We start from the raw sequence: 12,194 nt of genomic DNA, 5'->3' as shown, positions 1-12,194 counted from the left end.
CGGGCGCGCGGCCGGGCGCCGCCGCGCGCCCGTCTCCGTCCGGCCGTGCGCCTCGCGCCGCTGCCCCGCCTCGCGCCGCTCCCGCGCCCCGTGGCGTCACCGGCGCCCCGTGGCCCTACGCCACCAGTCGGCGGCGCTCCCGCGCTACGCCGTGGCCGGCGCGGCTGCCGTCGCCGGGGCGGGCTCGGTGGTGGGCTCGGGCTGGGGCGCGGGGGCCGGGACCGCCGGGAGCAGGGTCTCCGTCTCCTCCGCGCGCTGGTGCGGAAGCGACACCGCACGCAGCGGACGCGGCCCGGAGACCACCGTGTAGTCCTGGCCGAGGAACGGCGGGGCGATCTCCCCGGGGTCCTCGCCGAGCGCCAGCTGCACGGCCGCCCAGGGCGCGTTCACCCCACACAGCGACAGCTGATGGAGTCCACCGGCGGGACGCGTGTTGACGTCCATGAGGACCGGCTGCTCGCCCAGCATCCGGAACTGGATGTTGGACAGGTAGTGCAGCCCGAAGCCCTCGGCGATCCGCCGGGCCGGCTCCAGCCACTGGTCCTGAAGGGTGAAGCCGCGACGACGGCCGTTCTTGGTGCGCCCGATGGCCATCCGGACCAGGTCGTCGGGACCGGTGAGGCAGTCCACGGACACCTCGGGCTGCTCCAGGCGCGGCATCACCAGCCAGTCCACCTGCTCCTCGGCCTCCTCCAGCGCCGCCACGACCGTGTCGAGCTGGACGTAGGAGCTGGGGAACCCGTTCAGCTGCTGCAGGGAGAAGGCCGACCGGGTGATCACGCGGAAGCCCACACCGCCCGCACCGGACGCCGGCTTGAAGCACGCCCGGTGCCCGCCGTCCTCCAACTCCTCCACCGCGGCGACGAGTTCGTCCGCTGTCCGGACCCGCCACCACGGCGGCACCGGCACGCCGACCGCCTGGACCGCCTCGTAGGCGACCACCTTGTCGTGGAAGACGGCGACGCCCTCGGGCGTCGGCGCCAGCAGGGCCGTGCCGACCGCCTCGAACTCGGCGCGGTGGGCGACGATCTCGGCCTGGTGCAGCCGGGGGACGAACACGTCGATGCCGCGCCGCGCGCACTGGTCGAGCGCGAACTCGACGTATCCGGCCGGGGACAGCCCCTCCGGCTCCAGGTCGGCGGTGTCGGCCGCGGCCAGGACGGGAGAGTCGGCGTCGGCGTGCGTGGCGTGGATCTCGACGGCGCGGTCGTTCGGATTTCGCCGCAGCTGATCCATGAAGAACACGTTCTCCGCGTACGTGCGGTTGAGCCAGACGCGTACGCGAGAGACCATGCAGGCCGCCTTTCAGGGTACGCGGGCAGGGCAGAGCAGGCCCGTGCCCGGGCAGGGGGAATGGAGGGACACCAAACCGCCCTGCGCTGAGGCGGGTTCGAGGCGGTGGTGTTGGGGGGATCATACGGCTTCCGAGGGCTGCCGCGTGCAACGCGCATGTTACGGATTTTCCGATCTTGTTCACGACGGGCGCGGGGCGGGTAAGGATAGGACGCCGTGCGTTCATCACGTCGTGCGGTCTTCGCATCGTGCGCTCTCCACACCGTGTGGTCTTCACGCCGTGTGGTCTTCGCATCGCGTGGCCTTCACGCCGTGCGGTCTTCTGCCGGTGCGGCACACAGGGCGAGCGGAGCGGGGGCGCGAGGTGACGGCGAGGGCCGGGGAAGCGGGTGGCGACGGGGGAGCCGGACGGCTGCTGGCCGTCAGCGATCTGCACATCGGCTACCCCGAGAACCGCGCCCTGGTCGAGCGCATGGTCCCGGACACCGACGAGGACTGGCTGCTCGTCGCGGGCGACGTCTCGGAGAGCGTGGCGGACGTCCGCTGGGCGCTGGGAACACTCGCGGGCCGTTTCCGCAAGGTCGTCTGGGCGCCCGGCAACCACGAGCTGTGGACCCACCCCAAGGACGCCGTCACCCTGCGGGGCGTCGCCCGCTACGAGCACCTGATCGAGATCTGCCGTGAACTGGGCGTGACGACCCCCGAGGACCCCTACCCGGTGTGGGAGGGCCCCGGCGGCCCGGTCGCGGTCGCCCCGCTGTTCCTCCTGTACGACTACTCCTTCCTGCCGGCGGGCTGCGCCACCAAGGAGGAGGGCCTGGCGTACGCGCACGGCACCGGCGTCGTCTGCAACGACGAGTACCTGCTGCACCCCGACCCGTACCCGACCCGCGAGGCCTGGTGCCGGGCCCGCGTCGCCGAGACCGAACGCCGCCTCGCCGCCCTCCCGCCCGGCCTGCCCACGGTCCTCGTCAACCACTACCCGCTGGACCGGCACCCGACGGACGTCCTGTGGTACCCCGAGTTCGCCATGTGGTGCGGCACCCGGCTGACCGCCGACTGGCACCGCCGGTTCCGGGTCGAGACCATGGTCTACGGCCATCTGCACATCCCCCGCACCACCTGGCACGACGGCGTCCGCTTCGAGGAGGTGTCGGTCGGCTACCCCCGCGAGTGGCGCGAGCGCCCGACGCACCCCGGCCGGCTGTGCCGCATCCTGCCACGAGAGGACGACACCGCGTGATCGACAAGCTGCTCCCCGACGCCGTCGTGGTGGAGGCGTACGACGAGGAGGGCGCCTCTGCATTCGGTGACGCGCCGCTGCACCCCGAGGAGGAGGTGTTCGTGGCGCGCGCCGTCCTCAAACGCCGCCGCGAGTTCGCCCTCGTACGCTCCTGCGCCCGGCGCGCCATGGAGAAGCTCGGCGTGCCGGCGCAGCCCGTGCTGCCCGGCGAACGCGGCGCACCCCGGTGGCCGGACGGGCTGACCGGCAGCATGACCCACTGTGAGGGCTACGGCGCGGCAGCGCTGGCCCGGACGGCGGAGCTGGCCTCCCTCGGCATCGACGCCGAACCGCACGAGCCGCTGCCCGAGGGCGTGCTGCCCGCCATCGCCCTGCCGGCGGAGACCGAGCGTCTTCGCCGGCTGGCCGCCGAGCGCCCCGAGATCTGCTGGGACCGGCTGCTGTTCAGCGCCAAGGAGTCCGTCTACAAGGCGTGGTTCCCCCTCACCGGGAAGTGGCTGGACTTCAGCGAGGCCGACATCGACGTCCACCCCGGCCCCCCGGCGGACGCGGTCACGGTGACGGCCGCTCAGGGAACCTTCCGCGCCCGGCTCCTCGTCCCCGGCCCGCTCGTCGGCGGACGGCGGCTCACGCACTTCGACGGCCGCTGGACGGTGGAGCGGGGACTGACGGCAACGGTGGTCGCGGTCCCGCCCGCCGCGACCCGGTAGCCGCGCGCGGGGGCGTACGCGACCGGCTCACGGCCCGGGGCACCAGTGGTGGAGCAGCCGGAAGAACTCCTCCTCGTTGCCCGCCAGCCCGGCTTCGGCCAGCGCCTGTTCCGCCTCGGCCAGGACTGCGGGCGGCACCAGCGGCGGGCGGCGGGCGTAGGGCGCGCCGGCGCTCTCCTCGCCGAAGGCGGCCCGCACGGTGTGCAGCAGCCGCAGGTAGGCCTGGACGGCGGTGCGCTCGCGGTCGGTCAGTACGGCAGTGGGCATCGGTCGGCTCTCCCCGGGTCGGCGTCGTCTCCGCCGCGCCTGACGGCGCGTACGCCACCGTGCGGCGGCGCACTGCCCAGCTTGCCGCCCACCACTGACAATCCGGCTCCGCTCGTCGTCGGTTCGCCCGCTTAGCTCAGGGCGCGCCGTCACCGTGGCCCCCGGCGGAAACGGCTCCCGCGCTGGAGCGGAACCGTGCGGCGACCGCCGGGGCGCGGAGGGAGGGGGAGGCCCTCAGTTCGCGCCGCGGTCCTTCGGGCCCAGGTATCCGAGCGCCGCCTCGATCCGGCCGGCCAGGTGGTCGCGCCGGCCGCGGCCCCGGCCCGGGGAACCCGCCAGCCAGGCACGGCACTTGCTGGCCAGCAGCAGGCCGAAGCGTTCGGCGTCCCGTTCGTCGGCCTGGTCGAAGCGCGTGCGCGCGGCCACGTTCCTGACCGTCGCCTGGAGGTCGGCGCCGTCGCTGAGTAAACGGGCCGCGACGGCGGCGCCCTCCACATGGTGGCTGCAGTGTCCCGCCTCCATGTGCCACAGCTCGTGTCCGAGGATCACCAACTGGTGGTCGGGCGCGGTGCGTTCCTCGACGACGACGAGGTCCTGGTCCGCCATGTCGAGCCACAGCCCGCTGGCCGTGCCGGGCGGGAAGGGAGCCGTACGGAAGTGGACGGGGCGGCCACGGCGTCTGCTCATGCCGTCGCACAGAGCGGTGTACAGGTCGGCCGGCGGGGCGGGGGCCGGGAGGAGGGTCAGCTCCGCGACCAGCTCGTCGCACAGACGGCGCATGTCCTTGCTGATGCCCACAGTTCTCTCCCGGATCACGACTCGGGCCGCTTCACGCTCTCCAAGAGCATGTCCAGCCACTCGGCGACCTTGTCGCGGTGCTGGTCGGTGGGCAACTGGGCGGCCCGCCAGGCGATGCCGCGCACCCCATGGTCCTGGAGCAGCCGCTCCAGCGGATCCTCGGCGGCCGCGGCCGCCTCCCGCGCGGCGAGCCTCTGCAACAGGTCCTGCTCGGTGCGCTGGAGCGCGCCGGCGAGCGCCTCGGGGTCCTCGGCCGTCAGGAAACCGGCGTTCACGTGGAAGAAGCGCTGGATGGCGTCGCAGTGCTCCATCGTGGGCCGGCGGTCACCGTTGATGAGGGCGCCCGCCTGCTGCCGGGACATGCCGGCGCCGTCGGCGATCTCCTGCTGGGTGTACTTGCGCCCGTTGGGCTTGAGCCGGGTGCGGCGCAGCAGGTCCAGCCGTTGCAGGAAGCGGGCCTGGACGTCCGGCTCGCCCGCCGGCCGGCCGCTCAGCAGGGCCTTGACCACGACCTCCGGGACGCCGCAGGCCACGGACAGCCGGCCGGTGTCGAAGACCTCCGCGTGGGGCACGCCCAGCCGGTCCGCGAGCGCGGCGACACGGGCGACGACGGCCGACAGCAGAACCGTCGCCGTGGCGCCCGGAACCTCGAAGCCATCCGTCACCGACAGGTCTCCTACGTCTCTCACGACCCTCTCACAGGCACAGGCGATCGCCGTGAACTGACCGGAGAGTAGCGGGTCCTTCGAACTCACATCCAGGCATCGCCACAACTGTGGCCTATTTCAGCCGTCAACGAGGGCCTAATGCCACGATAGTTGACACGACTCGCGTCGGGGCACCAGGATCGGGGCGCCGCGTGAAGGCGGCAGAGGCAAGAGGGGTGACCTCCCGATGGCATATCAGGCAGGAGGGCAGCGGTCGGTGCCGCGGCCCGTCCCCGACAGTCCTCGGGCCCAGGCCTACCTCGAGGACTACGCCGCCTACCTGGAGGCCGTCTCCTTCCCGTCCGTCGTCCTGGACCACCGGTGGGACGTCGTCCTGGCCAACACTGCTTTCCGGACACTTTTCCGGGACGTGGGCCCGCATCCGACGGCCCTGCCCGACGACAACTTCCTCCGCTTCGTCCTCTTCCATCCCGACGCGGCCACGGTCCTCGGCGACCACGAGGCGAGCTGGTGCCTGCCGATGCTGGCCCGCTTCGCCGAGGCCCTCGAACGGCACGGCCACGACCCCGCTCTCCAGGCGGTCCGGCGCGAGATCGCCCAGGACCCGATCATGGAGGCCGCCTACCGGCAGGGCCTGCCGCACTGGATCCGCGCTGTCGGCGAGGACGCCGTGGAGCACGACGGAGCGGTCCGGCCCCTCTTCCACCCCGACCCTCGCTGGGGCGCCACGCAGTGCCGTATCGTCGACGAGACGCCGAGGACCCTGAGCGAGTTGGGGTGCGCTCGGCTGACGATGGTGCTGCGCGAGGCCCCCGCGCCCGCGCCCCGCAGGGCCCTGAGGCCCCGCCGCACCGCGGGACACCTCAGCGTGGTTCCCGCCCCCGAGGTCTGACCGGGCACCGCCGGCGTTCAGGTCGCCGACGGCGCCCGGCGGACCGGCGCGCGGCGTCACCGCCGAGTAGTCACAGATCCAGGACCAGCCGCTTCCCGCGGCACCGGGACACGCAGATCATCATCGTCTCCCCGGCCTCGCGCTCCTGCGCGGTGAGCACCGAGTCCCGGTGGTCCACGGCGCCCTCCACCACATCGGTCTCGCAGGTGCCGCACGTCCCCTCGGTGCAGGAGAACAGCACCTCCACGCCGGCCGCGCGTACGGCGTCCAGCACGGAGACGTCCGCCGCGACGGTCACCGTACGGCCGCTCCGGGCCAGCTCCACCTCGAACTCGTCTCCCTCACCCGGCGGTTGCTCCTTGGGCTGGAACCGCTCGACGTGCAGCGCCCCGGGCGGGCACCTCTCCTCGACGGCGTCGAGCAGCGGGCCCGGGCCGCAGCAGTACACCAACTCCCCCTCGGGTAGACCGTCCAGGACGGCCCCGAGGTCCAGCAGCCCGGATTCGTCCTGCGGGACGAGCGTGACCCGGTCGCCGTAGCGCGCCAACTCGCCCGCGAACGCCATGGACTTGCGGGAGCGACCGCCGTAGAGGAGCGTCCACTCGACGCCGGCGGCCTCGGCCGCCGCGAGCATCGGAAGGATCGGGGTGATGCCGATGCCGCCAGCGATGAAGCGGTAGCGGGGCGCCGGCCGCAGCGCGAAGTGGTTGCGGGGCCCGCGCACCCGCACCCGGCGCCCCGGCGTCAACCGCTCGTGCACATAAGCGGATCCGCCCCGCCCGGCCGGCTCGCGCAGCACCGCGACCCGCCATGCCGAACGGTCCGCCGGATCGCCGCACAGAGAGTACTGGCGCTCCAGGCCCGGCCCGAGGACGAGATCGACGTGCGCGCCCGGCTCCCATTCGGGCAGCGGCTCGCCCAGCGGATGGCGCAGAGTGAGCGCGAGTACGCCGTCCGCTGCCGACTCCGCCTCGGCGACGACGAGTTCGGCCTCCGGCACGGCCGTCCCGGCGGTCATGAGCCGCTCCCTCGCGGCCCGGAAGCCGGCTGGGCCGCCGGGCGGTGGCCTTCGGGGTGGCCGAGCATCCACTCCCACATCGCGGTCGGGTCCTGGGCGGTGTGCTCGGCGCCGCAGTGACAGGTGCCGTGCAGGGTGTCGGTGCCCGGCAGCCAGTCGATGCGGTAGATCTCGCCCGTGGGGCCGCTCACAGCGCCGGCTCCGCCGGCTTGTCGCCCTCCTCGACCAGCCGGGCGAGGATACGGCGGGCGGCCAGCCCGCCGGTGTCGATGTTGATGCTCAGTTCCTGGTAGCCGGTGCGCTCGGTGCCCAGGGTCCGCTGCAGCAGGTTGAGCGCGTCGACGTCCTGCATGACCACCGTGTGGTTGTTGGCCCGCAGGAACTCGGTGACCTCCTCGTCGTCGATGGCCCAGTCCCGCGAGACCATCCAGAAGTCGTACACCTTGCCGTCGCCCGACGGAGTGATCGCGTACGTGACCTCGGTGTGGAAGCCGCCCGGGTCGCTGCCGTCCGCCTCGGGCAGCACGCCGACCGGGGCGACCCGGCTGTGCAGCAGATACAGACAGGGCGCGTGGTACTCGATGTCCTGCCAGCGCGTGATCCGGCCCTCGATGCCCGTCGAACGGGCGTAGAACGGCGGGCACTCGGCGTCGTCCATGTGCCGGCTCACCCGCACGACGCCCGCGCCCTCGTCGACCTCGGTGGTGATCGGCGTCTCGGCCACCTCGGGAGTGCCGATGTAACCACCGTGCAGATACGTCTCGTGGGACAGGTCGAGGAGGTTGTCGACGAGCAGCCCGTAGTCGGCGTCGATGGGCTCCATCCCGCGTACGGTGGTCCAGCCGGGGGAGTCGAGGTGACGGGCGCGCGGGATGCCCTGCGGATCGGCGAGCGCCGGATCGCCGATCCACACCCAGATCAGGGAGTCCTGCTCGACCACCGGGTAGGAGGCGACCCGCGCGGTGCGCGGCACGCGTTTCTGCCCCGGCACGTACACGCAGGCGCCCGTCGTGTCGTACGTGAACCCGTGGTAGCCGCAGACGATCCGGTCGCCGTCGAGACCGCTGTGCGACAGCGGGTAGCGGCGGTGCACGCAGCGGTCGTGCAGGACGACCGGCGTGCCCTCGCCCTCGGTGCGGTAGAGGACGAGCGGCTCGCCGAGGATCGTCCGGCCGAGCAGGTCCCGCCCGACCTCGTGGCTGTAGGCGGCGACGTACCACTGGTTCCTGGCGAAGGCGGTCGTGTGAGGCATGGCGTTCCCGTCCCTGAGAGCGGGGCGCCGTCGCCCCGCGGCCGTGATGGCACTCAGGGTCCTGAGCGCCGCGACCGCCTCGCAAGGCGGCTTCTGTCAGACGGAAGGACTTCCGCGCGGGCTGCGGTGAGCACAGCCGATCGACGCCGACGGGACCGCCCTGGCCCTGCTGTGCCTGCAACGGCCAGGCCCAGCAGGGATGGACCCGCGCCCGAGGCGGACCGGCGGCCGGCCGGAACGTCGTGCTCGGCCGGGGCGGACGGACTCTGCGATGCTGATCACGCAGGGACCCGTCCGCTTCGCCGTCCGAGGAGAGAGATGACCAGCGCGCCCAAGGAAGAAGCACAGCCGGACCGTTCGGCCTTCGAGGCCCAGCGGCAGCGGATCCGGGAACGGCACCTGCGGCCGAGCGGGTCGCGCCCCGCGTCGTCCGCCCGCGGCCTGCACCACACCGCCCTGATCAGCAGCGACGTCGAACGGACCGTCCGCTTCTACCAGGACGTGCTGGAGTTCCCGCTGACCGAGCTGATCGAGAACCGCGACTACCCCGGTTCCTCCCACTTCTTCTTCGACATCGGCAACGGCAACCTCCTCGCCTTCTTCGACTTCCCCGGCCTCGACGTCGGCCCGTACGCAGAGGTCCTGGGCGGTCTGCACCATGTGGCGATCTCCGTCGAGCCGGAGCGCTGGCACCACCTCGTAGACAAGCTCGCCGAGGCCGGTGTCGACCACGTCGTGCACAGCGAGGTCTCGGTCTACTTCCGCGACCCCGACGGCGCCCGCATCGAGCTCATCGCCGATCCGCTGGGGGAGATGTACGGCAACGAGGTGCTGTGAACGGCCGCCGTGCGGCTACGCCCTGAGCGCTGACCCGGCGTCACCCGTTCCCCGCGCACCCCCCGTACCGTCGAGCTTCACGCGGGCGCCACCCGGTACTTCCCCTTCGTTCCGGGCGGCCTTGGAAGACTTCTCGCGCGCGCACTCCGTCGTCCGCCGGCCGACTGGCCGACCGACCGTCGAACCGGCCGGCCCCGGCAAGAACCGCACGAGAGGTCCTCCAGCCATGTCCGAAGTCAACCGGCGCAGATTCCTCCAGATCGCGGGCGCCACCACGGCCTTCAGCGCCCTGTCGAGCAGCATCGAGCGCGCCGCCGCCCTCCCCGCCCACCACCGCACGGGGACGATCGAGGACGTCGAGCACATCGTCGTCCTGATGCAGGAGAACCGCTCCTTCGACCACTACTTCGGCACGCTCAGGGGCGTACGCGGCTTCGGCGACCCGCATCCGGTCACCCTGGCCGGGGGCAAGTCGGTGTGGCACCAGTCGGACGGCGCCAAGGACGTGCTGCCCTTCCACCCCACCGCCGACGACCTCGGCATGCAGTTCCTGGAGGGCCTGCCGCACAGCTGGCCCGACGGCCAGGCCGCCTACGACGGCGGCCGGTACGACCGCTGGGTCCCCGCCAAGGGCACCACCACGATGGCCTATCTGACCCGCGAGGACATCCCCTTCCACTACGCCCTCGCCGACAAATTCACCGTCTGCGACGCCTACCACTGCTCCTTCATCGGCTCCACCGACCCCAACCGCTACTACCTGTGGACCGGCCACACCGGCAACGACGGCGTCGGCGGCGGGCCCGTCCTGGGCAACGACGAAGCCGGATACGGCTGGACGACCTACCCCGAGCGGCTGGAGAAGGCCGGGATCTCCTGGAAGATCTACCAGGACGTCGGGGACGGCCTCGACGCCGAGGGCTCCTGGGGCTGGATCAAGGACGCCTACCGCGGCAACTACGGCGACAACTCCCTGCTCTACTTCGACAAGTACCGCGACGCTCGGCCGGGCGACCCGCTCCACGACAAGGCCCGCACCGGCACCGACGTCAAGAACGGCGACGGCTGGTTCGACGTGCTGCGCGCCGACGTCAAAGCGGGCAAGCTGCCGCAGATCTCCTGGATCGCCGCCCCGGAGGCGTTCTCCGAGCACTCCAACTGGCCTTCGAACTACGGCGCGTGGTACATCGCGCAGGTCCTCGACGCGCTCACCTCCAACCCGGCGGTGTGGGCGAAGACGGCCCTGTTCATCACCTACGACGAGAACGACGGCTTCTTCGACCACGTGGTGCCGCCGCTCCCGCCCGTCTCGCCGGACCGGGGCCGGTCGACCGTCGACGTCTCCCTGGACCTCTTCCCGGGCAGCGCGACCCATGTGGCGGGGCCCTACGGTCTCGGGCCGCGCGTGCCGATGCTGGTCATCTCGCCTTGGAGCAAGGGCGGTTACGTCTGCTCCGAGACGTTCGACCACACCTCGGTCATCCGCTTCATGGAGCGGCGGTTCGGTGTGCGCGAGCCGAACATCTCGCCCTGGCGGCGCACCGTCTGCGGTGATCTCACCTCGGCCTTCGACTTCTCCCGCAAGGACGCCGAGCCGGTCGCGCTCCCCGACACCGACGCCTACGAGCCCCCGGACCGCGAGCGTCACCCCGACTACCGGCCCACCCCGCCCGCCCAGGGTGTCCTGCCCCGGCAGGAGCGCGGCACGCGGCCCACCCGCCCGCTCAAGTACGTGCCCAGCGTGGACGCTTCGGTCGACCCGGCCGCGGGCACGCTCACCCTCACCTTCGCCTCGGGGGCCACGGCCGGCGCCGCCTTCCTCGTCACCTCCGGCAACCGGTCCGACGGACCCTGGAACTACACCACCGAGGCCGGCAAGAAGGTCTCCGGCGCCTGGGACTGCGCCCTCTCCGACGGTACGCACGACCTGACCGTGCACGGCCCCAACGGCTTCCTGCGCGTCTTCCGGGGCCGGGGCAGGACCGCGGGCCCCGAGGTCGTCGTACGGCACGTGGGCGACGGGCTGGAACTGACGTTCACCAACCGGGGCACCGGAACAGCCGAGTTGAAGGTGGCGGACGGCTACGGCGGCCGGACGACGACGGTACGGGTGCGGCCCCGCGCCGTCCTCAGGCGGACCGTCGGGCTGTCGGCCGGCCGGCGCTGGTACGACCTCACCGTGACCTCGGTCGAAGACCCCGCCTTCCGGCGACGGTTCGCCGGGCACGCGGAGAACGGGCGGCCCGGGGTGAGCGATCCTGCCATCGTGACGGTTTGATCGCACCAGGAGGGTAAAGGGCTGGTGAACACCGCATCGTGGTGGCTGGTCAGGTGCGGGTGGAGGCGGGGTAGTGTGCCCCGGTGACCACGCATTCGAACACACCTGCAGGTTGGTACCCGGATCCGCACGGGGCCGCGCAGACCCTGCGCTACTGGGACGGCTCCCGGTGGACGGACCACACCCACGCCGAGCAGGCCCAGGCCCAGGCCCAGCCCGTCGCGCAGGCCCAGCCCCAGCCGCAGGTGCCCGCGCAGCCCGCAGGCCCCGACCCGCGGGTGCAGCGGCAGGTGCAGCAGCAGGCCGGGGTCGCGGCGGGCGGCCCCGGCGGCGGGACGCTGTTCAGCGAGCCGGTGCTGGTCGTGAACCAGAAGGCCAAGCTGATCGAGCTGACCAACGAGTACAAGGTCATGGACCAGCAGGGCGGCCAGCTCGGCTCGGTCGTCCAGGTCGGACAGAGCGCGCTGCGCAAGGTGGTGCGCTTCTTCGCCGGCATCGACCAGTTCCTGACGCACAAGCTGGAGATCCGCGACGCCCACGGGCAGCCGGTGCTGCTGCTGACGAGGCCTGCGAAGTTCCTGAAGTCGCGGGTCCTCGTCACCCGGCCGGACGGACAACAGGTCGGCGAGATCGTCCAGCAGAACGTCTTCGGGAAGATCAACTTCGCGATGAACGCGAACGGTCAGCAGGTCGGCGCGATCAGGGCGGAGAACTGGCGCGCCTGGAACTTCGCGATCGTCGACCACGCGGGCAACGAGGTCGCCCGGATCACCAAGACGTGGGAGGGCCTCGCCAAGACCCTGTTCACGACCGCGGACAACTACGTCCTGCAGATCCACTACCAGCTGCCCGAGCCCCTGCTGAGCCTGACCGTGGCCACGGCCCTGACCGTCGACACGGCCCTCAAGCAGGACTCCCGCGGGCTCGGCTGAGCCCGA

At 72.3% G+C, this 12,194-nt stretch carries 13 protein-coding genes; 6 read left to right on the top strand and 7 right to left on the bottom strand.

The window, feature by feature from the left end; all coding sequences use genetic code 11:
* Positions 1 to 144 precede the first annotated feature (144 nt).
* On the bottom strand, positions 145 to 1,293 hold the full coding sequence (locus ACIRS4_RS04940; RefSeq protein ID WP_404190108.1) for an ATP-grasp domain-containing protein: 1,149 nt from the start codon (positions 1,291 to 1,293) through the stop codon (positions 145 to 147).
* A 364-nt stretch (positions 1,294 to 1,657) separates the two neighbouring features.
* Here ACIRS4_RS04940 and ACIRS4_RS04935 point away from each other — a divergent pair, with 364 nt between their 5' ends.
* Together ACIRS4_RS04935 and ACIRS4_RS04930 are read left to right on the top strand one after the other, a co-directional pair.
* On the top strand, positions 1,658 to 2,536 hold the full coding sequence (locus ACIRS4_RS04935; RefSeq protein ID WP_404190105.1) for a metallophosphoesterase family protein: 879 nt from the start codon (positions 1,658 to 1,660) through the stop codon (positions 2,534 to 2,536).
* Positions 2,533 to 3,246, top strand: a complete 714-nt coding sequence (locus ACIRS4_RS04930) for a 4'-phosphopantetheinyl transferase (RefSeq protein ID WP_404190102.1) — start codon at positions 2,533 to 2,535, stop codon at positions 3,244 to 3,246. Before ACIRS4_RS04935 ends, ACIRS4_RS04930 begins: the two co-directional genes overlap by 4 nt.
* 27 nt (positions 3,247 to 3,273) lie before the next feature.
* On the opposite strand, the gene ACIRS4_RS04925 is transcribed toward ACIRS4_RS04930, so the two are convergent.
* The 3 genes from ACIRS4_RS04925 to ACIRS4_RS04915 all read right to left on the bottom strand — a co-directional run bounded on the left by ACIRS4_RS04925 (position 3,274) and on the right by ACIRS4_RS04915 (position 4,976).
* Entirely contained in the window at positions 3,274 to 3,513 is a 240-nt protein-coding gene (locus tag ACIRS4_RS04925) for a hypothetical protein (RefSeq protein ID WP_404190100.1), read from the bottom strand.
* 234 nt (positions 3,514 to 3,747) lie between these two features.
* Entirely contained in the window at positions 3,748 to 4,293 is a 546-nt protein-coding gene (locus ACIRS4_RS04920; protein ID WP_404191022.1) for a toxin-antitoxin system, toxin component, read from the bottom strand.
* A 32-nt stretch (positions 4,294 to 4,325) separates the two neighbouring features.
* Positions 4,326 to 4,976 (bottom strand): helix-turn-helix domain-containing protein, encoded by a 651-nt coding sequence (locus ACIRS4_RS04915; protein ID WP_404191019.1) that lies wholly within the window; start codon positions 4,974 to 4,976, stop codon positions 4,326 to 4,328.
* Between the two features lie 229 nt (positions 4,977 to 5,205).
* Between ACIRS4_RS04915 and ACIRS4_RS04910 the strand changes: the two genes are divergently transcribed.
* Positions 5,206 to 5,871, top strand: coding sequence for a hypothetical protein (locus tag ACIRS4_RS04910; protein ID WP_404190097.1), 666 nt, complete (start codon positions 5,206 to 5,208; stop codon positions 5,869 to 5,871).
* A 70-nt stretch (positions 5,872 to 5,941) separates the two neighbouring features.
* Here ACIRS4_RS04910 and ACIRS4_RS04905 read toward each other — a convergent pair whose 3' ends face one another.
* The 3 genes from ACIRS4_RS04905 to ACIRS4_RS04895 are packed head-to-tail and all read right to left on the bottom strand — an operon-like array spanning position 5,942 to position 8,141.
* On the bottom strand, positions 5,942 to 6,889 hold the full coding sequence (locus tag ACIRS4_RS04905) for a PDR/VanB family oxidoreductase (RefSeq protein WP_404190094.1): 948 nt from the start codon (positions 6,887 to 6,889) through the stop codon (positions 5,942 to 5,944).
* Positions 6,886 to 7,080, bottom strand: coding sequence for a hypothetical protein (locus tag ACIRS4_RS04900; RefSeq protein ID WP_404190090.1), 195 nt, complete (start codon positions 7,078 to 7,080; stop codon positions 6,886 to 6,888). The genes ACIRS4_RS04905 and ACIRS4_RS04900 overlap by 4 nt, the downstream gene beginning before the upstream one ends.
* Positions 7,077 to 8,141 (bottom strand): Rieske 2Fe-2S domain-containing protein, encoded by a 1,065-nt coding sequence (locus ACIRS4_RS04895; protein ID WP_404190087.1) that lies wholly within the window; start codon positions 8,139 to 8,141, stop codon positions 7,077 to 7,079. The genes ACIRS4_RS04900 and ACIRS4_RS04895 overlap by 4 nt, the downstream gene beginning before the upstream one ends.
* 318 nt (positions 8,142 to 8,459) lie before the next feature.
* Between ACIRS4_RS04895 and ACIRS4_RS04890 the strand changes: the two genes are divergently transcribed.
* The 3 genes from ACIRS4_RS04890 (at position 8,460) to ACIRS4_RS04880 (ending at position 12,188) form a co-directional block, all read left to right on the top strand.
* Positions 8,460 to 8,978: a VOC family protein gene (locus ACIRS4_RS04890; RefSeq protein WP_404190084.1), complete on the top strand. Its 519-nt coding sequence runs from the start codon at positions 8,460 to 8,462 to the stop codon at positions 8,976 to 8,978.
* 226 nt (positions 8,979 to 9,204) lie between these two features.
* A complete protein-coding gene (locus tag ACIRS4_RS04885) occupies positions 9,205 to 11,256 on the top strand; it encodes a phosphocholine-specific phospholipase C (protein ID WP_404190081.1) in 2,052 nt (683 codons plus the stop codon).
* 83 nt (positions 11,257 to 11,339) lie between these two features.
* The gene (locus ACIRS4_RS04880) at positions 11,340 to 12,188 is read left to right on the top strand and encodes a phospholipid scramblase-related protein (RefSeq protein ID WP_404190079.1); all 849 of its coding nucleotides are present in this window, start codon (positions 11,340 to 11,342) and stop codon (positions 12,186 to 12,188) included.
* The last annotated feature ends 6 nt before the right edge of the window (positions 12,189 to 12,194 follow it).

The organism is Streptomyces sp. NPDC101166, from assembly GCF_044768125.1.
Lineage (GTDB): Bacteria > Actinomycetota > Actinomycetes > Streptomycetales > Streptomycetaceae > Streptomyces.
The sequence above is the reverse complement of the archived record's forward strand: the minus strand, read 5'-3'. Positions and strand labels throughout refer to the sequence as shown.

Bases quoted from the DNA above. Each gene is read 5' to 3' on its own strand.
- ACIRS4_RS04905 (WP_404190094.1), bottom strand. From the start codon at position 6,889: ATGACCGCCGGGACGGCCGTGCCGGAGGCCGAACTCGTCGTCGCCGAG.
- ACIRS4_RS04895 (WP_404190087.1), bottom strand. From the start codon at position 8,141: ATGCCTCACACGACCGCCTTCGCCAGGAACCAGTGGTACGTCGCCGCC.
- ACIRS4_RS04925 (WP_404190100.1), bottom strand. From the start codon at position 3,513: ATGCCCACTGCCGTACTGACCGACCGCGAGCGCACCGCCGTCCAGGCC.
- ACIRS4_RS04940 (WP_404190108.1), bottom strand. From the start codon at position 1,293: ATGGTCTCTCGCGTACGCGTCTGGCTCAACCGCACGTACGCGGAGAAC.
- ACIRS4_RS04910 (WP_404190097.1), top strand. From the start codon at position 5,206: ATGGCATATCAGGCAGGAGGGCAGCGGTCGGTGCCGCGGCCCGTCCCC.
- ACIRS4_RS04885 (WP_404190081.1), top strand. From the start codon at position 9,205: ATGTCCGAAGTCAACCGGCGCAGATTCCTCCAGATCGCGGGCGCCACC.
- ACIRS4_RS04890 (WP_404190084.1), top strand. From the start codon at position 8,460: ATGACCAGCGCGCCCAAGGAAGAAGCACAGCCGGACCGTTCGGCCTTC.
- ACIRS4_RS04920 (WP_404191022.1), bottom strand. From the start codon at position 4,293: ATGCGCCGTCTGTGCGACGAGCTGGTCGCGGAGCTGACCCTCCTCCCG.